A 21589-nucleotide genomic window follows, 5' to 3' on the forward strand; every position below is an offset into this window, starting at 1 on the left:
GTGAACGGTCCTCGAACGTCACTCCGACAATGCCGCTCCGGGCGACACTCGGCGTACTTCGCTCACTCTGTCCCACGTCGCGACGAGCTCTTGTTGGACAGGGGGCGTCCGTCCTCACTGCGAGTGCCTCCGTAAGACTGTCACCGGGTCGGACGGCTTTGGATTCGAAAGCTGACTTCCGGCCGTAGACGGCCATCGGTAGGTCTGTGGAGGACGTGCACCCGCCTGGATTCTGCGACGACATCTCTTTTCCCGACGAAATCTTCGGCTGATAGTCGCCCGAACAGCGAAAAACGTTTATATACGCTGTCGGATAGATCAAACTGAACGATTTCGTCCGTTCGGTCGCGTCGCAGCTTTCGACGACGACCCAGCAACAACGATTCCGGTGGTGGGGGCTACGGATTTTGGTGGCTCTCGCCCACGGCTTTCCACTATGTATGAGCACTAACGACACCACGGATCCGCTCGAAGCGGTCAGAGCCGAACTCGAAGAAGAAATCCCCGAAGACCTCGTCGTCTCCCGCGTCGCCTACGAGGGCCCCGAACTCGTCATCTACACCGAGACCCCCCGCGCGTTCGCCGAGCGAGACGGGCTGATTCGGCGACTCGCGAGCAGCCTCCGGAAGCGCATCACGGTCAGGCCGGCGGCGGGAACGCAGCTGGACCCCGCGGAAGCGAAACCGAAGATCCTCGATCTGATCCCCGAGGAGGCCGGCATCACGAACCTCCAGTTCTATCCGGCGACGGGCGAGGTGCTGATCGAGGCGCAGAAACCGGGCCTCGTCATCGGTCGACGAGCGAGCACGCTGCGGGAGATCACTCAGGAGGTCGGTTGGACGCCCGACGTCCTCCGGACCCCGCCGATGGAGTCCTCGACGGTCGACAACGTCCGCAACTTCCTGATGCAGGAGCGCGACGACCGCCGCGACTTCCTCGAGCGCGTCGGGAAGCGAATCCACCGCGAACAGACCGAAGAGACCGAGTGGGTCCGCGTCACGACGCTCGGTTGCTGCCGGGAGGTCGGCCGCGCGAGTTTCGTGCTCAGTACTCCCGAGACGCGCATCCTCGTCGACTGCGGCGACAAACCCGGCGCGGAGGGCGAAGTCCCCTACCTGCAGGTGCCGGAGGCGAACCCGATCGCCGACCTCGACGCGGTCGTGCTGACGCACGCGCACCTCGATCACTCGGCGCTGCTCCCGCTGCTCTTCAAATACGGATACGACGGCCCGGTCTACACGACCGAGCCGACGCGGGATCTGATGGGGCTGCTGCAACTGGACTACCTCGACGTGGCCGCCAAAGAGGGGCGGACGCCCCCCTACGAGTCCGAGATGGTCCGCGAGGAGCTCAAACACACGATCACAGTCGATTACGGCGACGTCACCGACATCGCGCCGGACGTGAAGCTGACGTTCCACAACGCCGGCCACATTCTCGGCTCGGCGGTCACGCACTTCCACATCGGCGACGGCTTCCACAACATCGTCTTCTCCGGCGACATCCACTACGACGACACCCGACTGTTCAACGGGGCCTCGAACGACTTCCCCCGCGTCGAGTCGCTGGTGATGGAGTCGACGTACGGCGGCCGCAACGACTACCAGACAGACCAGGAGGACTCCGAGCGCAAACTGATCGAACTCATCCGAGAGACGTACGACCGCGACGGAAAGGTCGTCATCCCCGCCTTCGCCGTTGGGCGCTCACAGGAGCTTATGTTGGTCCTCGAGGAGGCGATGCGAGAGGGGAAGCTCCCCACGATGCCGATCTACCTCGACGGGATGATCCGAGAGGCCACCGCGATCCACACGGCGTATCCCGAGTTCCTCCGCGACGGGCTCCGGGACCGCATCCTCCACGAGAACGAGAACCCTTTCCTCGCCGAGCAGTTCCAGCAGGTCGACGGCGGTCAGGAGATGCGCGAGGAGATCGCCGGTGGGGAGCCCTGCATCGTGCTCTCGACCTCCGGGATGGTCACCGGCGGCCCGATTATGTCGTGGCTCGAACTCCTCGGCGGCGACGAGGAGAACCAGCTCATCTTCGTCGGCTACCAGGCGCAGGGGACGCTCGGTCGCCGGATCCAGAGCGGCCGACGAGAGATCCCGTTCAGCGACCGGGGCAGCCGGTCCGAACAACTGACGCTCAGGTTCGACGTCGAGTCCGTCAGCGGGTTCTCCGGGCACGCTGACAGGAGCGGGCTCGAGAACTTCGTCGGGACGATGAACCCCCGCCCCGAGGAGATCATCTGCGTTCACGGCGACGAGTCCTCGACCGACCAGCTCTCATCGGGGCTGTATCAGAAGTACAACGTCCGGACGTACGCCCCCCGGAACCTCGAGACGTTCAGGTTCGACTGACGGAGACGTACGTCCGATCGGTCGCCGGAGAACGACCGTTCAGCGTCGAAAAGTAGAGGGAAAAGGTTCGAGAACCGCATCGTGGACCCGACAGCCACGCCCACCCGGGCCGCCGTAGAGCGACCGCGGTCGGGCGGACACCGCCGAGCTATCCTTTGATCGGGACTTCCGTGTCCGCGTCGGGCTGTTCGTACTTGTCCTCGAACTCCTGGATGAGCTGTCCCATCTTCGCGTACCAGTCGTTGAGCATCCGCTGCATACTGTCGGAGATCTTCTCCGGATCCGTCGGCGAGTACACGTGGTAGTACCCGCCCTGCTCGTAGTTGACCTGTTCCTTCTGGATGAATCCCGACTGCAGCAGTCGCTGGATGGACCGGTAGGCCGTCGAGCGCTCCCGTTCGACGATGTCTGCGACCTCGTCGACGGTCAGGGGCTCGTTGGCTCTCACGAGCACCTGAAAGCACTGCTTGTCGAGCTGCTTGAGGCCGTGGAAACACTCCAAGAGCCCCTCACACTCCATATCCTGTTTCAGTTGTTCGGACATCGAATCTGGCATTTGTTATTCCGTAGTTGGCACCGTGTGATTAAAAGGCTTGTGTGGAATCCGTACAATCTCGCCGAAATCCGAGGAGAGGGTGCGATCTCTCCGGCGAACTCGACTGTGTGGAGTCGATGCCGCCGACGTCGTGCATCAGTCCGCCGTCTGTGGCTTGTTCACCAACTCTTTGCGGATCTCGACGATGCTGCTGTAGACGACCATCCCGCTCACGAGGAGCGCGGATCCGAGGATCAGCACGAGGCTGACCATATCGAACACCGGCATCTCGAGGTAGCCGCCGACTTCACGCACCGCGACGGCGATCGATCCGCCGAGGAGCATCAGACCGAAGTACACCTTGATCTCGCCCTCGTCGACGATGCTCGTCGCGGCCGATCCGACGCGAGCGCCGAGTGCGCTCCCCGCCAAGAGCGGCAGGACGATCGAGAGGTCCACGCCGCCGTCCATCGCGTACAGGAAGCTCCCGATCCCGCCCGAGAAAACGATCTCGAAGAGGTCGGTCCCGACGGCGATCGGCACCGGCACGCCGATCAGGTAGAACAGCGCGGGCATCCGGATGAAGCCCCCGCCGACGCCGAGGAACCCCGAGAGGAGCCCCGTCGCGAACGCGACGCCGAGGATCATCCACAGCGAGACGCTGACGCCCCCGCGAAGGCTGATCATCGGTGGTACGCGGTATGACTGGATCTTCTTCGCGATGTCGGGGATGTCGTCTGCGTCGCTTCGCCGTCGGCGTCGTGGTCGATGCCGCCACCGTCGCCGCCCTTGAGCGCCTCGTAGGTGACGAACACGCCGATCCCGCCGAGCAGCACGACGTACGTGACGCTGATGATGTTCCCCGCTAGCCCCAGCGTCTCGAGGTGCAGGACGATCTCCTTGCCGACCTCGATACCGAGGGTGGTCCCGGCGATCATCAGTACGCCGAGTTTGTAGTCGACCTGCCCGAGGTCGCGGTGCTTCAGCGTCGCGATGACTGAGGTCCCGAAGACGAACGCGAGGCCGCTCCCGACGGCGACTCGCGACGGGTAGCCCATCACCAACAACGCGGGCGTGACGAGGAACGACCCGCCCATCCCGAAGAATCCGAACAGGACGCCGATCAGCAGGCCGAACCCGACGAACAGCAGCAGCGTCGCGGCTCCGATTCCGAATATCTCTATCATCGGTGGTTATTCATCTCCGAGTGCTTTGCGAACGGTCGGTTCGAGCGCTCGGGTCAGGGCACCGTAGCCGACGTAGAGGATCATCGCCTCCAGGAGGACGGCACCGACGAGCGTGAGCGCTTGCATCGTTCCCTCTCCCGACGCGCTGAACAGTGCACCTACGTCCGCCATCTCGATTCACCCTTCGAATTGTATGATTGTGTGCGTTCCATACTATTCTACTCACCACCTCGTATCCGCTTGCACCTAATAACGCTTTTGGGATTATCGCACAATACTATATTCGGCGCACATCGATTCGTTCGCTATAACGTATCGATGACTCTGAGCGAGCGCGCGCCGCTGTCGACGGGGTCGATCTCGTCTCCGGACACCGCTTGCAAGCGCTCTCGCGCGTTTCGCGCGGATCGCCTAGTCGTCCGTATTCGTCACCGACACTCCTCGCAACTCGCTGAGCGCGACGCAAACGTAGACGAAGCCGACCGCTCGCGTTCCCGCGTACACCCACGGTTTCCATTCTGGCTCGGAGGCCTCCGCGTAGGCTAGCGCTCCACCGTAGTTCACGTACGCCCGCGGGAACAGAAGCGCAAGCAGTCCGACGACTCCGAGGAACCGCTTGAACGTCGTATACGACTCGTCGCTGCGCCACATCGCTGCGAGGACTACGAGCCCTTCGAGCCGAGCGCCGGGATTCACCCACGAGCGTCGGTCGCAGTCGTCCGGGTTCTCGAGCGCGATACGCTCTGCCGCGGCGATGAGCGCTTCGGGTTTGAGGACCTCGATGGCGCATATCGCCGAGAGTACCGTTCGGAGCATACCGCTATAGAGGGTTCCGGTGCCAATGAAACTACGCCGTCGACCCCGTCAACTACGGGAGAATCAGCCCAGCGGCGTACCCGAGCGCTAGGGCCAGCGCCAGCGAACCGACCCACGCGCCGACGGTGAGGAGAATCTTCCTCGCGTCGACGACGTCGCGGCCGCCGACGGCGACGCCGCTCCCGATGATCCCGCTGACGATCACCTCGTTGAACGAGACGGGGACGCCGAGAAGTACCGCGGTCTGTGCAATCAGGAACGACGGAACGAGCGTCGCGATCGAGCGACGCGGGCCGAGCGAGGAGTAATCCTGCGACAGAGACTTGATCATCCGTGGGGCTCCCGTCCACGACCCGACGAGTATTCCGAGGCCGCCACCGACCAACACGGCGAACGTCGAGACCATATCGATCTGATCGGCCAGCGGGAGCAGCGGTCCGACGGCCAGTCCGACCTGACTGCCCCCGGCCGAGAAGGCTACCAGGGAACCCAGCGCCAACAGGACCCGTCGGAGACCGCCGTCCCGGTCGCGCGAGACATCCCAGTGGACGAGCGCGGCGACGGCGAGGGCGGCGGCGAGGCTCGTGGCTGCGATCGCCACGGTGGCGTCGACGCTCCCCGTCCGTGCGACCGCACCGGCGAGGGAGCCGGGCGCGCCGTCGGGGCCCAGCGTCGGGAAGTCCAGGTTCGTGATGACCGCGCCGACGAGCCCCGCGAGCACCGGCACGCTGAACCGCTCCGGAACGTCTTCGCGTGGCAGGACGCGCGCGATGGCGAAGGCGATACCGCCGCCGACGAACGGCGTGGCGACCCACACGAGACCGATCTGTTGGTACTTCGCCCACGCGGGCGCTCCCCCGAGCGCGAGGCCGACGCCGATGACGGCTCCGGTGACGGTAAACGCGGTCGCGATGGGGTAGCCGGTGTAGATCCCGATCGCCATCAGGCCGGCCCCGAGCAGCAACACGAGGATCACGCCCGTCGCTGGTAGCGAAACGCCCTCGATGAGTCCGCTGCCGACCGCTTCGGAGACGTTCGCTCCCTGTGTCACCGCCCCGAGGAATCCGAATATCCCGACGACGAAGGCCGCTCGCATCGTCGAGATCGCGTTCGCTCCGACCGCCGGCGCGAACGGGGTTGCACCGCTCGATCCCGCCCCGACGACCCAGGCCATAAACAGGCTCGCGAGGGAAGCCACGACGAACAGCGCGATAACGGTAGTCTCCATAGCGGTGTCCCTCTCAGTTGTCGCCGGTAGCCGGCCGGCTCGTTCGCTCCCGCGGTGGTTTCAGGGCGGTCTCGACGCTATGCGTAGCTCTCCAGCCGTGCGGCTTCGCGGTCGAGCTCGTACCGCTGTCGGAGGCGCATTCGCGATCGAAACGGTCGCGGGGACTCATTCAGTGCCCGTCCGTACCGGACGCCGCGGGAAAAATGTTTGCATAATGATTCAACTTCTATACACTATTATTTGGTTCCACGGGGACGAATACTTCCTCACCTATCTCACAGAAAACCGCTTAAAACCGCGTATAGGGCCGATAGATGCAGATAGAATCGTTACTTCTCTCGAAACTGGTACGTCGAAAGCCTCTAGCAGACTACCGGTCGTGGTCGGTAGCTACACATATGCTGGTGCGACCGAGCCGCCTCGGCCAGTGGCGACGACGGCGGATCAGTCGCCGTCGACGGCCGGCTCGACCGCTCGGTCGTCGATGTCGACCCTCGATTCGGTGAGATCGCTTCCCCGCCAGGTGCCCTGCCGATACCAGCCGTATGCGACGGCTGCACCGACGACGTTCGAGACGGCGAACGAGAGCCAGATTCCGGTCTCGCCGAGCGGGGCCGCGGCGACCCACGCGATCGGGAAGCGGACCACGCCGAGCATCACCACGGAGATCACCGCCGCGGTCAGCGTCTTGCCCGCCCCGCGGAAACTGCCGGTGTACGCGCGCGTCACGCCGATGAACCCGAACGTCAACGCCACGTATCGGAGGAACTGCGCCGTGACCTCGACGACCTCGGGGTCGGCGGTGAACAGGTCGGCGATCGGTGCGGCAGTGAACCACACTAGGACGCCGACGGCCGTGAGAATCCCGAACAGCACCGCTGCCGCCAGTCCCGCGGCGCGCTCGGCCCGGTCGGGTTTGTCCGCCCCCATATTCTGCCCGGTCATCGTCTCGACGCCGCGGGCGACCGCGATCGCGGGCAGGACGATGACGGAGAAGACGCGGGTTCCGATCCCGTAGGCGGCGACGACGGTGTCCGGGAACAGCGCGACGATGACCAAGAGGAGGTTCATCGACAGCGCACGACCGGTGCCCTCGATCGAGGCTGGCAGGCCGATGCGGATCAGCCGCCGCAGGTAGGTGCGGTTCGGAACCATGTCGCGGAGGCGGATCTGGACCCCCCGGTTGCCGCGGAACATGATCGCCAGGCCGACGACCAACGCCAGCGTGCGCGCGAACACGGTGGCGATTGCCGCGCCGGTGATTCCCCAGCCCGTGTACCCTGTGGCCGCCAGCAGCGAGGCTTCGAGGCCGTTCGCGCCCACCATTCCGAACAGCGGGTTCCCCTCGAACCCGAAGATGAGGAACGGGTCGAGGACGATGTTCAACACGACGGACCCGAACATCACGAGCATCGGCGTGATCGTGTCGCCGTACCCGCGCATCAGCGCCACGAACACCATGAACCCGAACATAAACAGGAGCCCGAGCGAGATGACCTCCAAGTAGCTCGTCGCCAGCGGGAGCACGTCCTGGGATGCTCCGAGGACGCCGAGAAACGGCTCGACGACGAAGTACCCGACGACCCCGAGCGTGACCGACAGCAGGATCGCGAAGATCATCGTCTGTGAGGCGGCGTACTCGGCCTCGCGTTCGGCGTTCGCCCCCGTGTACTGCGCGACGAGAACGCTTCCGGCGACCGAGACCCCCATCCCGAGGGAGATCAAGAGGAAGACGACCGGGAATGCGAAGCTGATCGCCGCCAGGGCGTCGGTGCTGTACTGGCCGAGCCAGAACGTGTCGGCGACGTTGTAGGCGGTCTGGAAGAGGTTGGTGACGACGATCGGCATCGAGAGGAAAAAGAGCGGCTTGCCGATGCTTCCGGACGTCAGATCGAACTCGTCGGGACCCTTGAACAGCGCGTCGATGCGGGACCGCAGCCCCATCAGCGGGTCGCCTCCGTCGGCTCTTTGGCTACGAGCTGCGCGTCGACGTACCGTGCGATCGACTTCCGTACGTCGGCGGAGTGACCGAGTGCAACGTTCCGAGTTCGCGCGCCGATGACCGCCGTCACGAGAAAGTCCGCAGCGGCCGCTGCATCGACCTGCTCGTCGAATTGTCCGCTTTCGATCCCGTCGGCGATCACGTCTTCGACCCGTCCGAGAAGGAACTCGTCGAAGGCACGCAGACGCTCTCTGACGGCGTCGTCGTACGGGGCTTGGGCCTTCACTTCGAGCAGTGCCGTCCGGAACGGTGCTTTTGATGCCGGCTCGACCTCACCGATTGCGCGCTGCAGGAGCGAGCCCAACTCCTCCCGCGACGTCCCCCCGTCGACTGCGTCGATCCGCTCGATGTATCTGGTGTGCAGGTGATCCAGATACTCCCGCAGTAGGGTCTCTTTGTCGTCGAAGTGATAGTGAATCGAAGAGGTACTGCGATCAGCCTCATCAGCGATCGCACCGAGCGTGAGGTCCGCGTATCCACGGCGACAGAGGGCTCTGTGCGTCGCCTCGAGGATCTCGGTAGCGGTGTCGTTCTCCATTGCGTCGATACGGTACTTACTGACTAGTTAGTCAAAAGGGTTTCGAGGGCGAATATCAAGCCGAAAATCCAATTCAATTTTATATACAACGCGAACGAAATTACCGCCCACTCAAAAAACTACGAGCGAGCCGCCCAGTGCAAAACCGTTAACCAACCGCAGGTGATTCACGCACACGATGGCTGACCCTTCGGAACGGGAGTTTCCCGAGCAGAACGAGGAGATTATGCAGGCCACCTATCGGGCGCTCCGCGAACACGGGTACGCTGATCTCACGATCAAACGGATCGCCGCGGAGTACGGCAAATCCACCGCGGCGGTGCACTACTACTACGACACCAAAGAAGAGCTGCTGGCCGCTTTCTTGGACCACCTCCTCGAACGCTTCGTCGATTCGATCCACGCCGTCGAGACGACAGACCCGGAAAAGCGCCTGGAACTGCTGCTCGATATGCTGCTCGTCAAACCGCAGGAGAATCCCGATCTCTCCGTCGCCCTCTTAGAGATGCGGAGTCAGGCCCCCTACAAGGATGCCTTCCGCGACCGCTTCAAACAGAACGACGAGTACATCCGGTACATGCTCAAAGCCGTCATCAACCACGGTATCGACGAGGGCGTCTTCGACGACGTCGACGCCGACCACGTCACGCGGGCATTGATGACCATCGTCGACGGCGGCCGCACGCGGGCGGTCGTCTTAGACGACCTCTCGGCGCTCGAAACTGCGAGAGAGACTGCAAGGGAGTACGCCGAAGCGACGCTTCGTTGATGTGACGTTGTAGAACTTCCTGACTACTCAGTAACTCCGCGACATTTCCCGCTCGACGACTGGCACGGCTGATGGGGGGTGATCCACGTTCGTCTCTTCCTTTTAGGACCATAGACGACTCATACCGTCGGAATTCGATGATATCTGCTGAGTAACAATAGTCGTATGCGGAGTACCCTTCCGTAATGTTCACCCAGAACACAGTTACCGTCCTGCAGGTCGGCGACGCGGTCAACCAAGCGATCGCCGATGCGGTCGCGTACCTTCCGACGGTGGTCGCCGCGCTCGTCATCCTCGTCGTCGGCTACCTCGTCGGGCGACTGCTCGGTGGCCTCGTGACACGGATTGTCCGTCGAATCGGCGTCGACCGCTACACCGAGGGTACCGCGATGGAGAACGCCGGCGAGGGTGACGGCATCGCCCACGCGCTCGGAAAGATCGTCGCTTTCTACGTCTACTTCGTCGCGATCCTGGCCGCCGCCGACGTGTTGGACATCCCGCAACTGACGCAACTGCTCTCCGAGCTCGGAGCGTTCTTGCCCGTTATCCTGGGCGCGCTCGTCGTGCTCGTCATCGGGTTCATCGCCGGACGTTTCGTCGGAGACCTCGTCGCCGACGTCGTCGGCGGGTTCAACGTCGGTCGCTATCTGCGCGAAACGCCGATGGAACGTCTCAGCGACTCTGAGGGCGAGTTCGGGCGGCTCGTCGGACTCTTGGTCACGTACTACATCTACCTGTTGACGCTGCTCGCGGTCGCCGACATCCTCGCGATCGACGCGCTCTCGGAACTACTCGATACCTTCGCGGCGTACCTCCCCGCGTTGATCGGTGGTCTGCTGGTCCTGCTCGTGGGTATCTGGGTGGCCGAGCGCGTCGCCGCGATCGTGAGTGGAATGGGCGACGGTCGGACGGCTCACGTCGCCAGCTTGGTGGTCAAAGTGCTCATCTATTACATCACGATCACCATCGCCGTCGCGACCATCGGGTTCGAGATCCTCGTGTTGACGAACCTCTTCACCGCGTTCGTCGCCGCGTTCTTCGGCGCGTTGGCGATCGCGCTCGCGATCGGCATCGGCCTCGCCGTCGGGCTGGGTGGACAGGAGTACGTCGCTGAGAACGTCGACGAGTGGGTCGATTCCGCGCGGGCCAGCGTTACCCCGGACGCCGCCGAAGGGGCCTCCGAGGACGAATCTTCCGCCGACGTGGACACCGACACCGAACCGGAGTCAGACGACCGCGCGTGAGGTGACACGTCCTCGCACTCTGTCTCAAAAACCAAGAAAAAGATACGAAATTTGTAAATTAAGAACCTTATACAGGTGAAAATACTCTTGAATCTATAATCTAACACGGGTATTATAGCTGAAAATTGCTCAAAACACGGTGAAATAGCCATTCATCGACGAATCTCTATCTTATAATTTCAAATCCATTTGGTTTATAGAATATTCAAAAAAGGGCACTAATTGCATTATTTTCCTACTATCTACTCTAACGGCGAGTCTCCTTCCAGACGACTTCCGGACAACTCCGCAGTTCGATATCAACCCAGATCCGGACCCACTGTCTCGATTCGCTCAGAGGTGGGGGTCTCGATCGAAAGGAAACCCTCCCTCACGGGTGGCGTACAGCGCAGAGTCGGTTACTCTCCGGTGAACTCCGCGTCCCGTTTCTCCCGGAATGCTTCGATACCTTCCTCGTGATCCCGCGTCTCGATGAGCGTGCTCTGTGCCAGCGACTCGACGAGCCCCGCCGTCTGTAGATCGGTGTCGCGCGCCGTGTTGACCGCTCGTTTCGCGAGGCCGAGCGCCTGTGGGGGCTGCGAGAGCAACGTCTCGGCGTACTCCATCGCGCTTGCTTCGGGATCGTCTTCGACCCGCTCGGCGAGGCCGATGTCGCCTGCGCGCTCGCCGTCGATCAACTCCCCGGTGAATATCATGTCCTTAGCCCGACCGGGGCCGACGAGGTGGACGAACCGCGAACAGCCGCCGAGGCCGGGGAGCAATCCGATGTTGTGCTCGGGGAAGCCGAGTTTGGCCGTCGGCGAGACGATCCGCACGTCACACGCGAGTGCGAGTTCCAACCCGCCGCCCACGCACGTTCCCTCGATCGCGGCGACCATCGGCTTCTCGATCGTTTCGAGCCCCTCGAACACGCGACCGAGGACCCGGCTGTTGGACCTGAACTCCGCAGTGGTCCACTCTCTGGCCTCCTCGAAGAGTTCGACGTCCGCACCGACAGAGAACACCTTCTCGGTGCCGGCGAAGACGCCGACCCGGACCCGATCTTCCCGGAGGACGTCGAGGGCGTCCCCCAGTTCGCGGCGCATCGTCTCGTCGATCGCGTTCACCGGGTCGTTGGCGAGGCGAACGGTCGCGATTCCGTCCTCTGTGACTGTGAGATCTAAGGTCTCGAAATCCATACTGACGGACTGTTACCGATCGTAATCAACGTTCGTATCCGTGAGTGTGGGGAGTCCAGCGGGAAGATTTTATAATGGATCGCACCCGGATACTGTGGTATGAACACGCTGGCAGGCACGGGCGGGGTGGGCGCGTGAGCGACCAGTACATTACCTCCGAGGACCACCTGCCTGCCGACACGAGCGGCGAACTCACCCTGCAGGTGATGGACCAGGCGACGAAGCACATCTTCAGGACCCGCGCCCGAATCGCCCGCGACCCCGACGGTCTCACCGACCCGGATCCGCTGACCATCCTACGGGGCCCCCACGAGAACAGAGAGGAGCAGTGGTACATCGAGATCCTCGAGACGCAGGTCGAGGAACCGAGCGTGGACGAAGAGACTCTGCGAGCGTGTCTCGAGGAGACTCGTGAGGGCTCAGACGTCATCACGGCCCGCGGGGAGGACGTCAAGACGCTGGTGTCGTATCTGGTGGAGACCGGCGAGTACAGTTCGGTCTCCAACGCGGTCCGCTCGTTGCTTCGCGACCACCTCTCGGAGATCCGGCCGGAACTGGTAGAACGGTACGTCGACCTCCGGACCGAGCACGAACGCGAGGACCTCGAACTCCGCCTGAGCGGGGGCGATGACGAGTGATGCGGGAAGGAGCGGCTCCGGACGGCGGAGCCACCGTACCGGGTCCGGACGACCCCGCAGACAGTCTCCGGGCGTACCTGACCGACTTGGAAGCGGCCGACCAGTTGAACCGCATCGAGACCGAGGTCTCGTGGAACTTGGAGGCCAGTGCCATCACGATGCTGGCGAACGACCGCGACGACCGGATCCCGGTCTTCGAGTCGATCGGTGACAGCCAGGTATCGGCGCGGCTGGTCGGCGACCCCTATCGCGGTTCGCGGTCGCGTCCGTGGGACCGGGCGGCGCGAGCGCTCGGACTTCCGCCCGACCTCAGCGGCGACGCGTACTACGAGACGGTCATCGACCGGCTTCGCTCACCGATCCAGCCGGACACCGTCGATGCGGCGTCGGCACCGTGCAAGGAGGTCATCCACCGCGGCACCGATGCGGACCTGTTCGCGTTCCCGTGGCCCTATATCCACGCCGCCGACGGCGGCCGTTACTCGAACCTCCACACGATGGTCGTCCCCGATCCCGAGTCCTCGTGGATCGACTGGTCGTCCCACCGTGCGATGATCCAAGACGGGGACCGCGCTAGCGTCCTCCTCTTGGCCGGCGAGCAGACGCCGAACCTGTTTTATTACCGCTACGAGCAGCGAGACGAGCCGATGCCGGTCGCCCTCGCCGTGGGCGTCGAGCCCGCCGCCCAGTTCACCGCCTCGATGTGGATTCCGACGGGCAGCGACGAAGCGGCGTTCGCGGGCGGGCTCAAGGGCGAGCCGATCGAACTCGTCGAGTGCACGACGAACGACCTCGAGGTGCCCGCCAGCGCCGAACTCGTCGTCGAGGGGGAGATTCTCCCCGGCGAACGGTTGGACGAGGGGCCGTTCGGCGACTACTTCGGGTATATGCACGGCCCGCGACGGTCGATGCCGGTCCTGCGGGTCGACGCGATCACCCACCGCGAGAACCCGATCATCCCGTTCTGCGTGGAGGGGTCAGGCGTGGGGTACTCGCAGAACACCAGTTCGACGACCGAGGTCGCGTGCGTGGGCCCGGACGCGACGCTCGGGCTCCGAGCCGCCGGATACGACGTCGAGAAGTGCGTCCCGTGGCGCTTCACGCCGCGAACGGCCTACGTCGTCTCGACAGACGTACCACGCCCCGGGTACCTCCACGAGTTGGCGAACTTCATCTTCACCACCTGGGGGATGCTGCACGTCGACTTCTTCATCTTCGTGGATCCGGAGGTGGACCCGCTCTCGACGCGGGACGTGCTCGAAGCGCTCGCCTTGCACGCCGATCCGGACGCCGACTTCCACCAGTTCGGCGTCGAGGCGATGCCGAAAGTCCCGCTGAACATCTATCAGACGCCCGAGGAGAAGGGCGACGCCAAGACAGGGACCTCGAAGTCCAAGACGGCGAAGGCCTACATCGACGCGACGACCAGCAAGGAGGGGGGAGATGCGGGCGGCAGGTCGCTCCCGGCCCCCGAGCTGCGATCACGGGCACGCGATATCCTCGCCGCAGCCGGTGTCGACCTCTCGAACGACGCCACGCGGGCCTCTGGGGGTGACGAACGGTGACGGACTTCCGGGCGCACCTCGAACGCCTCGATGCGGCCGACGACCTCGTCGAAATTGCGCGGCCAACGCACTGGGCCGACACCGCGGCCGCGGTCGGCGCGGAGGCAACCGACGCGAACGGGCCGGCGGTGCTCCTCACCGACACCGGTGGCGCGGCTCGCTGCGTCTCCGGTGCGCTCGCTGGGCCGGATCGGCTGTCGGTCCGATCGCGGGAACCGTGGTCGCGCATCGGCTCCGCACTCGGGCTCGGATACGACGCGGATTACCTGACGGTACTCGACGCGCTCGTGGCCGCCCGCGGTGGCGACGAGGATCCGAACACCGCGGAGCTGGCGGCCTCGGAGACGGAGACGGACCTCCGGTCGCTCGGGATTCCGGCGATCGGCGATACGGACGTTCCCGTCGTGACGCTCGGACTCGCCGCGGTCCCGGCGGTCCAGGACGGCGAGGCGACCGACGTCGACGCGGTCCGCTGGCTGCCCGTCCGGGGATCGGTCCACGGTAGCGACGGACTCCGACTGTCCGTTCCGGCCGGCGCACTCGAATCCACCGAGGAGGGATCGCCCCTGTCGCTCGTGTTGGGCGCGCCGCCGGCCGCGTTGATCGGCGCGACGATGGGATGGGTCGGCGAGTCCCACATCGCCGCCCCGCCGCGGGTCGCCGCCTCGCTCGGGACCGTTCCGGTCGCGCCGACGCCCGCGGGAGCGGTCCCTGCCGACAGCGAAATCGTCGTCGAAGCGGTCGTCACGGGCGAAGCCCGGCAGCCCGCGGGCCCGCGATCGCCGTGGGAAGACGCCGTGGCGACGGCGACGATCAACGCGCGCGTCTCACGCGTGTCGACTCGCACCGACCCGGTGATTCCCTTTTCACCCACCGGAGCCCCGATGTCCGACGGCCGCAGTCTCCTCTCGATCATCGAGTCGGCGCGCTTGTACGGGCGCGTGAACAACTACTGGGGGGTCACCCCCGTCGAGTGGCTCGCGGTCCCCGCAGAGGCGGGACTCGGCGTGTGTCTCGTCGCCAGCGACATCCTCTATGCGGGCTTCGAGTGGCAGTTGGCGAACACCCTGTTCTCGTTCTCGCGACTGTTCGATAAGGTCGTGGTGCTCGACACGGAGACGCTCCCGATGGACCTCGGACGCGCCTTCGACGACATCTGGGTGAAAGCCCACCCGGCGAACGACTGGGAGTTCTCCGATCCGGAAGCGCCGCCGGCGAGCGCGACCCACTACCGACAGGACGGCTCGACCGGTTCGAACGTCTACGTCGACGCGGCGTGGGACCCCCGATGGGACGAGGAGTACATCGCCCCGCGAGTCACCTTCGAGACGACGTATCCGGCCGCGCTCCGGGAGTCGGTCCGCACCAACTGGAAGTCGCTCGGGTTCGACCACGGACCGGAGTACGAGCCCGAACGTGGCAACGAACGGCGGGGGATGGACGCCGGGAGCGGCGACGATGCGTGAGGGGCGGGCGACTCCGGACGTCGAACGCATCGACCACACCGGATCGAGCCCCGAGGGAACCAACAGCACGTACGTCCTCCCCGAGCACGGCGTCGTCGTCGATCCGGGACCGCCCGGCGATCACGCGTGGGACGTCCTCGGTTCCGGGTTCCAGAGCGCCTCCGTATCGATCGAGGACGTCGAGGCGGTCGTCGTCACCCACTGGCACGCGGACCACGCCGGTCTCGCGCCCCGACTGGCCGAACGCGCCGACGCGGAGCTGTTCCTCCACGAGGCCGACGCGCCCCTCGTCGGAGACTACGCCGCCGAGCGCGGGCGACGCGTCGAACGCGACGCGCGGACGCTTCGCGGGTGGGGCGTGCCCGACCGAGTCGTGGACGCGGTGGTCGACGGCGACGATCCGTCGCCGATGCCCGATACGACGCCGGTAACGAGCGTCACGCAAGGCGATCAGATCCGAGGGACCGACGTCGTTCACACGCCGGGACACACCGCCGGCCACGTCGCGATCAGCGCCGGCGACGCGCTCTTCGTCGGCGACGCGGTGCTCCCGACGTACACGCCGAACGTCGGCGGGTCCGACACGCGGGTCGAACGGCCCCTGTCGACGTACCTCGACACGCTCGACGGCCTGCTCGATCATTTCGGGTCCGACGATGCCGCAGCCCCGGAAGCAGACCGCGAATCCAGGGCCGTCCGCGCGTTTCCCGGACACGGCCCGACGGTCGCCCTGCGGTCGCGGATCACGGAGATACGCGAGCACCACGCCGATCGGCTCCGAAACGCGGTCCGGTCGCTTCCCCGGGTCGACTCCGACTCCCGGGACGAGGACGAACCGGACTCGGAGCGCGCCACCGAAGCCGGCGGTCGCGGTCGGACGCCCTGGCAGGTGGCCCGCGACCTCTTCGGCGAGATGTCCGGCATCCACGCGAAGATGGGTGCCGGCGAGGCCGCCGCCCACCTCCGGTTCGGGGTCGAGGCGGGGCTGGCCGTCCGGACCGACTCGGACCCGGATCGCTACGCCCGGGTCGGCGACGCGGCGGACGAGCGGTTCGAGCGCGCGGTGTCGGCGTCGCGTTACAGATAAGTCCCCCGGCGTGTCAGGGGTAGGTATGACGTTACTGGAGCGCGCACTCGAAGCAGAGCACCGCGACGTCCTCGATCGAGCGGAGACGTTCGCGACGGAGACGCTCGCACCCCGGGCCGAAGAGATCGAAGACACCCGCGAGTTCCCCCGAGACGTCGTCGAGGCGGCCGGCGACGCCGGACTGTTGGGGATCCTCGTCCCCGAGGAGTACGGCGGCCTAGGCGGTGACTTCCTCTCGTACTGTCTCGCGCTGGAACGCATCGCCGAGGAGAGCGGCGCGGTGGCGGAGATAATTCAGGGACACACCTTCGCGACGCTTCCCGTCTTGAACTTCGGGACCGACGCGCAGCGCGACCGGTTGCTCCCGTCGATGGTCGCGGGGGAATCCGTCGGGGCGATGTTGCTGACGGAACCCGGCGCGGGGTCCTCACCGACCGAACTCGCGACCGTCGCGGAGGCGACGGACGAGGGGTACCGGATCTCCGGCGAGAAGTCCTTCGGGACGAACGCAGGCGTCGCCGACGTGCACCTCGTCGTCGCCCGGAAGCGGCCCCAGCCCGAAGACTCCCACGGCGTCAGCGTCTTCTTGGTTCCCAGTCCCGAGGACACCGACGGCTTCTCGTTCGAGCGCGGCGAGTACCTCGGGATGCACGGCCACGTGACCGGCGACGCGACGTTCGAGGACGTCGACGTCGAGGCCGACGCGCTCCTCGGATCGATCGGGGAGGGGTTCCGGATCGCGATGGGCACGATCGACATGGCCCGGACCGGGCTCGGGGCGATCGGTTGCGGAATCGGTCGCGCGGCCTTCGATCACGCCGTCGACTACGCGGGCGACCGCGAACAGGGTGGGAAAGCGGTCGGCGAGTACCAGGCCGTTCAGGTACTGATCGCCGAGATGGACTCCAGACTGGAGTCGGCGCGGCACCTCGTGTACGACTCGGCGGTCCGCATCGCGTCCGACGCCGGTGACACGCGCGCCTCCTCGCGAGCGAAGTTCACCGCGAGCGACGCCGCGGAGTTCTGTGCGCGCAACGCGATGCAGATCTACGGCGGGAAGGGCTACCGGACGGACTACCCGCTGGAGCGCTACTACCGCGACGCTCGGATCCTCTCGATCATCGGCGGGACCTCGGAGATTCAGAAGACCACCGTCGCCGGCCAGGCGCTGGGACTCTGAGCCGGGTGGCCCGACACTACGACGAGATCGCGCTCACCGACGAGGAGCGCGCGGAACTGTTCGAGTCGGCGGACGTCACCCGCTTCGCCAGCGTGGGGGCCGACGGGCTGCCGCACGTCGTCCCGGTGGCGTTCACCGTGGTCGACGGAGAGCTGTGCTTCGAGACCGACGCGGACTCGGTAAAGGTCAGGAACGTCGAAGAGACGGGGAAGGGGGCCGCCGTCGTCGACGCCGGCGAGGCGGAGTTCAATGAGCACCGCGGCGTGCAGTGGCGCGGGGCCGCTCGCGTCGTCGACGACCGCGAGTTCGAGAAGGAGATCGAACGCGGCCTGTTCGGGACGGTGAAATCGGTTCCCGACGCCGGGAAACACCAACGCGTGAAGATCGCGCTGACGCCCGATCGGACGGTCTCGTGGGACTTCCGGAAGGTCGGATAATCGGGTCGTCGGCCGTGGCCGGCCACCCGAGGTGACTGAAAAACTCGCTGATCCGGTTCAGCGGGATCCGTCGCGGTCCCGGCCGGTGTCGGGCATCGCGCCGTCGTATTTGATCCGCTCGAAGATCGTGTGACAGCTGTTGCAGTAGTACTGGCTCTTCGAGACCTCCGACCCGAACGTCGATTCGAGTTCGACGTCCTCGGAGCCGCAGAACGGACAGGCCGCCCGGAACGGCGGTTCTTCCTCCCGCGAGCCGTCGGCGACCGCTTCGCGCGCCGTATCGGCCCCGGAGTTCGAGACGTTCGAGCTCATTCGATCACGTACTCCTTGTTCGAGACGCCCTGTAGCTGGTCGACCACGCTGGCTTCGACGTGGCCGTCGTCGGTTCGTCTGCGCTTCGCATCCCACTGGTCGGGGTCCGGGACGTCGCCGTCGAGGGGCGGCACCGACACGTCCGTGCTCGCGAACAGCTCAACGTAATGCTCGTGAAGGGCACCGCGGATGTCCGCGACCGAGCGATCGGTGAAGCCGGCGTTCACGAGCGGGTCCGACGCCTGGTCGTAGGTCGCGGGACCGATGAACGTGAGTATCTGCGGGAAGTACCGCTCCAACGCGGCTTCGACGGCGTCTGGTTGGCTCTCCGCGAGCGTCTCGAGTCGGCCGTCCTGGTGCTCCAGGTGGAAGTACTCGTCCTCGCCCATCTTCTGGACCATCCCGGTGAAGTCGTCGTGGTCGATGGCGTCCAGCAGTAGCCAGGCCGTCCGGTCGGTGAGCGCCGCCTGGACGACGAACGTCGGCCAGTTCTCGGCCTCCTCGTCGAGTGTCGGCGCGTTCGCGTACTCCTCGGGAGCGCGTTCGGACTCCAGCCACTCCTCGTCGACGCCCTGCTGTTTGAGGAGGCGGAACAGCTGTCGGACCTGTCCGATCTCGTCTTGGGCGTTGCTCGCCCCGGAGATGTTGTCCTCGAGGTGCGGTCCCTTCAGCATCCACTCGCCGTAGCGCTGCCCCAAGAGCAGCTTCGTGTCGGCGATCGCTTGTACGTAGTCGACGGCGGCTTCCGGCCAGCCGGTTTCGGCTTCGGCGTTCATTGTGGGTACCCTCCTGCGATGGCTTCGGTCTTGACTTCGAGCAGATTCTCCTCGCGGACGACGCCGATGAACTCCCAGTCCTCCTCGTCGTAGGTCCGGTAGGCGTAGATGCGCGCCAGACGGTCGGAGTCGGCCTGTACCGTCCCGGCGTGGATCAGATCGTCACCGGCGTTGACTCGCGTGAACACGTGGTACTTCATAGGCTGATACCCGCGTCTTTGAGTTCTTCGTGAGCGGTCTCGGTGAGCATGTCCTTCGACCAGACGGGGTCCCACGTGATCTCGATCTCGACGCCCGTGATCCCGCGGATCGTTCGCAGCGCGGCGCGGACGTCGTCTTTGATCATATCGTAGGCGGGACATCCCATACAGGGGAACGTCATAGTGACCGTGGCCTCACCCGCGTCGACATCGACGTCGTAGATCATCGCCATCTCGACGAGGCTGACCGGAATGTGGGGGTCGGGGACGGTATCGAGCGTCTCCCACACCTCTCGCTCCAGTTCGTCGGCGTCCTCGTCCGGACCGATGTGAAAGCCCGGCGTTCCGGCGTCGACGGAGTTGACGCTCATGTCACACCCCCACTTCGATCTTGCCCGACTGGAGCATATTGACGTACTTCTCGTTGGCCGGGCCGCGGTCCCGCCAGCGGTCGAGCACGTCGTCCCAGGAGATCGGCTCCTCGAAGCGCCACTCCTTGTTCTCCGCGTCGAAGGCGACCGGGGCGTCGTACTCGAGGACGTACTCCTCGGACTCCTCGTCGAAGTGGGCGGGGACGTCCAGCCCGAGGTCGTTCGCCAGCGGCACGGTGTGGCTCATCCACTCCTGCCGCAGCTCGTCGTTGGTCTTGCCCTTGATCCGATAGTCGAGTTGGGACGTGTTGTGCTTCTGGTCGTCGGGGAGGCCGAACCACTCGATGCCCATCGGGAACATCCAGTCCATCGCCTCTTGGACGCGGCGCTTCGTCTTCTCCGATTTGTTGGCCAACCGTCGCATCCACGTCTCACCGTGGCGCAGGTGGAACTGCTCTTCCTTTCCGACTTTGCGGAGGGCGCGCTTCCACGGCGCGTAGGAGGTGTTCTCCTCGATGTCGCTCAGGAGGACCATCCCCGCGCGGTCGAACATCCCGTGCGCGCTGACGAGTTCGGCGAAGGTCTCCAGGTGCTGGTCGAACCCGTAGGTGTTGCGGAACTCGTGGGGCTCGCGCCCGAAGAGGAGTTCCTCGCGGTCCTCGCCGAGGTCCTCGAGGAGCCGATAGGCGATGTGCCCGTGACCGAGTTCGTCCTGGATGACGCTCACACAGGAGGCGCGCGCGTCCAGCGTCGGCGCGTTCATCGATTGCTCGTAGTACGCGGGGGCGCTCATCAGTTCCGTGTCCGCCGAAACCTTGAGCGTCGCCTTGAGAGCCTTCTTGTAGCCCTCGGTCATCTCGGACTCGTCCTCGATCATCCGACCGTTCTGTAGTTGCTCTTTGAATCGTTTTTCCGTTGGCATAGCTCGAAATTCGCCTCGTCAGCAAAGTTTGGCTCCAGTAGTATTAACTTTACTGCCGGTGGCTCGGACTGACTGACCGTTTCTCTCGGGACACGCGACGGCCACGCCGACCGATTCCCCGGGGTACAACGAGTGAAGCGCGCCGGTCGAGTCCCTATAACCCACAGGTAATCTGACATTTATTCGAGGTCCGCCGCTCGTATCGACGCGAATCTTTTAGAAGGATGGGTTCAGAATGGGGGGTATGGAAGTCCGGACACGACACGCCGCCGAATCGGACGGAGAGGAGATATTGGAACTGTGGCATAAGTTCACGGCTCACCTCTCGAAGTACGACGACAGATACAGTCACGACGACCAGGCCGACGAACGGTGGCTCCGTTACTTCGAGAACCAGTTGGTGGACTCGAAGTACGGCACGGTGATCGTCGCCGAAAACGACGAGGGCGAACCGCTCGGCGTGCTGGAGGCACGCGTGATGGGGGATCACCCGATATTCCAGTTGTCGAACCACGGCTACGTGCACGGGTTGTACGTGCGCGAGGAACACCGGCAGGAGGGCGTCGCCGCGGCGCTCTTGGACGCCGCCGCCGACTGGTTCCGCGAGGACCCACGCGGCGTCGACTACTACCGAATCGACGTTCTGGCCGACGACGACACCGCGAGCCGGATGCTCGAATCCCACGGGCTCGAACCGGTCGAATGCGTCTACGAACAGCGACTCTAATATGGTCGAATACTAGACGTCGAGTTCGTCGACGAGGGGCGAACGATCTCG

Annotated in this window: 22 protein-coding genes and 1 pseudogene; 10 read left to right on the top strand and 13 right to left on the bottom strand. The window is 64.9% G+C overall.

Annotation, left to right across the window (positions count from 1 at the left end; translation table 11 throughout):
* Positions 1-440: 440 nt before the first annotated feature.
* On the top strand, positions 441-2360 hold the full coding sequence (locus ACP99_RS07680; protein WP_049986027.1) for a beta-CASP ribonuclease aCPSF1: 1920 nt from the start codon (positions 441-443) through the stop codon (positions 2358-2360).
* 148 nt (positions 2361-2508) lie between these two features.
* Here ACP99_RS07680 and ACP99_RS07685 read toward each other — a convergent pair whose 3' ends face one another.
* From ACP99_RS07685 to ACP99_RS07710, 7 genes and pseudogenes are all read right to left on the bottom strand, one after another.
* A complete protein-coding gene (locus ACP99_RS07685) occupies positions 2509-2916 on the bottom strand; it encodes a helix-turn-helix domain-containing protein (RefSeq protein WP_049986028.1) in 408 nt (135 codons plus the stop codon).
* Between the two features lie 135 nt (positions 2917-3051).
* A pseudogene (locus ACP99_RS07690) lies at positions 3052-4082 on the bottom strand (sulfite exporter TauE/SafE family protein).
* A 6-nt stretch (positions 4083-4088) separates the two neighbouring features.
* Complete coding sequence (locus ACP99_RS20455; RefSeq protein ID WP_449271588.1) at positions 4089-4208, bottom strand: DUF7512 family protein; 120 nt, start codon at positions 4206-4208, stop codon at positions 4089-4091.
* Between the two features lie 285 nt (positions 4209-4493).
* The gene (locus ACP99_RS07695; RefSeq protein WP_049986029.1) at positions 4494-4898 is read right to left on the bottom strand and encodes a hypothetical protein; all 405 of its coding nucleotides are present in this window, start codon (positions 4896-4898) and stop codon (positions 4494-4496) included.
* Positions 4899-4950: 52 nt separating this feature from the next.
* The gene (locus ACP99_RS07700; RefSeq protein WP_049986030.1) at positions 4951-6126 is read right to left on the bottom strand and encodes an inorganic phosphate transporter; all 1176 of its coding nucleotides are present in this window, start codon (positions 6124-6126) and stop codon (positions 4951-4953) included.
* A 444-nt stretch (positions 6127-6570) separates the two neighbouring features.
* Positions 6571-8070: an MATE family efflux transporter gene (locus ACP99_RS07705; protein ID WP_049986031.1), complete on the bottom strand. Its 1500-nt coding sequence runs from the start codon at positions 8068-8070 to the stop codon at positions 6571-6573.
* Positions 8070-8666, bottom strand: coding sequence for a TetR/AcrR family transcriptional regulator (locus ACP99_RS07710; RefSeq protein ID WP_049986032.1), 597 nt, complete (start codon positions 8664-8666; stop codon positions 8070-8072). The genes ACP99_RS07705 and ACP99_RS07710 overlap by 1 nt, the downstream gene beginning before the upstream one ends.
* Before the next feature lie 178 nt (positions 8667-8844).
* Here ACP99_RS07710 and ACP99_RS07715 point away from each other — a divergent pair, with 178 nt between their 5' ends.
* Positions 8845-9435, top strand: a complete 591-nt coding sequence (locus ACP99_RS07715) for a TetR/AcrR family transcriptional regulator (protein ID WP_049986033.1) — start codon at positions 8845-8847, stop codon at positions 9433-9435.
* Positions 9436-9620: 185 nt separating this feature from the next.
* Positions 9621-10679 carry a mechanosensitive ion channel family protein gene (locus tag ACP99_RS07720; protein ID WP_081927264.1) on the top strand — a complete coding sequence of 353 codons (1059 nt, stop codon included), beginning with the start codon at positions 9621-9623 and terminating at the stop codon, positions 10677-10679.
* Between the two features lie 398 nt (positions 10680-11077).
* Here the strand turns inward: ACP99_RS07720 and ACP99_RS07725 are convergent, their stop codons facing one another.
* A complete protein-coding gene (locus ACP99_RS07725; RefSeq protein WP_049986034.1) occupies positions 11078-11857 on the bottom strand; it encodes an enoyl-CoA hydratase/isomerase family protein in 780 nt (259 codons plus the stop codon).
* 134 nt (positions 11858-11991) lie between these two features.
* On the opposite strand from ACP99_RS07725, the gene ACP99_RS07730 reads away from it, so the two are divergent.
* Genes ACP99_RS07730 through ACP99_RS07755 form a run of 6 tightly spaced genes read left to right on the top strand, consistent with a single transcriptional unit; the run spans position 11992 to position 18230 of the window.
* A complete protein-coding gene (locus tag ACP99_RS07730; RefSeq protein WP_049986035.1) occupies positions 11992-12495 on the top strand; it encodes a hypothetical protein in 504 nt (167 codons plus the stop codon).
* Positions 12495-14060, top strand: a complete 1566-nt coding sequence (locus ACP99_RS07735) for a UbiD family decarboxylase (protein ID WP_049986036.1) — start codon at positions 12495-12497, stop codon at positions 14058-14060. The genes ACP99_RS07730 and ACP99_RS07735 overlap by 1 nt, the downstream gene beginning before the upstream one ends.
* Complete coding sequence (locus tag ACP99_RS07740) at positions 14057-15526, top strand: UbiD family decarboxylase domain-containing protein (protein ID WP_049986037.1); 1470 nt, start codon at positions 14057-14059, stop codon at positions 15524-15526. Before ACP99_RS07735 ends, ACP99_RS07740 begins: the two co-directional genes overlap by 4 nt.
* Positions 15477-16613: an MBL fold metallo-hydrolase gene (locus ACP99_RS07745; protein ID WP_231554242.1), complete on the top strand. Its 1137-nt coding sequence runs from the start codon at positions 15477-15479 to the stop codon at positions 16611-16613. The genes ACP99_RS07740 and ACP99_RS07745 overlap by 50 nt, the downstream gene beginning before the upstream one ends.
* 25 nt (positions 16614-16638) lie before the next feature.
* Positions 16639-17793: an acyl-CoA dehydrogenase family protein gene (locus tag ACP99_RS07750; RefSeq protein ID WP_049986039.1), complete on the top strand. Its 1155-nt coding sequence runs from the start codon at positions 16639-16641 to the stop codon at positions 17791-17793.
* A gap of 5 nt (positions 17794-17798) precedes the next feature.
* Positions 17799-18230: a pyridoxamine 5'-phosphate oxidase family protein gene (locus tag ACP99_RS07755; RefSeq protein WP_049986040.1), complete on the top strand. Its 432-nt coding sequence runs from the start codon at positions 17799-17801 to the stop codon at positions 18228-18230.
* Between the two features lie 57 nt (positions 18231-18287).
* Here the strand turns inward: ACP99_RS07755 and ACP99_RS07760 are convergent, their stop codons facing one another.
* Genes ACP99_RS07760 through ACP99_RS07780 form a run of 5 tightly spaced genes read right to left on the bottom strand, consistent with a single transcriptional unit; the run spans position 18288 to position 20811 of the window.
* Complete coding sequence (locus tag ACP99_RS07760; RefSeq protein ID WP_049986041.1) at positions 18288-18542, bottom strand: PaaD-like zinc ribbon domain-containing protein; 255 nt, start codon at positions 18540-18542, stop codon at positions 18288-18290.
* On the bottom strand, positions 18539-19318 hold the full coding sequence (locus ACP99_RS07765; RefSeq protein ID WP_049986042.1) for a Phenylacetic acid catabolic protein: 780 nt from the start codon (positions 19316-19318) through the stop codon (positions 18539-18541). Before ACP99_RS07765 ends, ACP99_RS07760 begins: the two co-directional genes overlap by 4 nt.
* On the bottom strand, positions 19315-19518 hold the full coding sequence (locus ACP99_RS07770) for a phenylacetic acid degradation PaaB family protein (protein WP_049986043.1): 204 nt from the start codon (positions 19516-19518) through the stop codon (positions 19315-19317). Before ACP99_RS07770 ends, ACP99_RS07765 begins: the two co-directional genes overlap by 4 nt.
* On the bottom strand, positions 19515-19889 hold the full coding sequence (locus ACP99_RS07775) for a metal-sulfur cluster assembly factor (protein ID WP_049986044.1): 375 nt from the start codon (positions 19887-19889) through the stop codon (positions 19515-19517). Before ACP99_RS07775 ends, ACP99_RS07770 begins: the two co-directional genes overlap by 4 nt.
* A gap of 1 nt (position 19890) precedes the next feature.
* Positions 19891-20811, bottom strand: a complete 921-nt coding sequence (locus ACP99_RS07780) for a Phenylacetic acid catabolic protein (protein ID WP_049986045.1) — start codon at positions 20809-20811, stop codon at positions 19891-19893.
* A 244-nt stretch (positions 20812-21055) separates the two neighbouring features.
* Here ACP99_RS07780 and ACP99_RS07785 point away from each other — a divergent pair, with 244 nt between their 5' ends.
* Positions 21056-21538 carry a GNAT family N-acetyltransferase gene (locus ACP99_RS07785; RefSeq protein WP_049986046.1) on the top strand — a complete coding sequence of 161 codons (483 nt, stop codon included), beginning with the start codon at positions 21056-21058 and terminating at the stop codon, positions 21536-21538.
* The last annotated feature ends 51 nt before the right edge of the window (positions 21539-21589 follow it).

Origin of the sequence: Halobellus rufus (genome assembly GCF_000739575.1) — an archaeon.
Lineage (GTDB): Archaea > Halobacteriota > Halobacteria > Halobacteriales > Haloferacaceae > Haloquadratum > Haloquadratum rufum.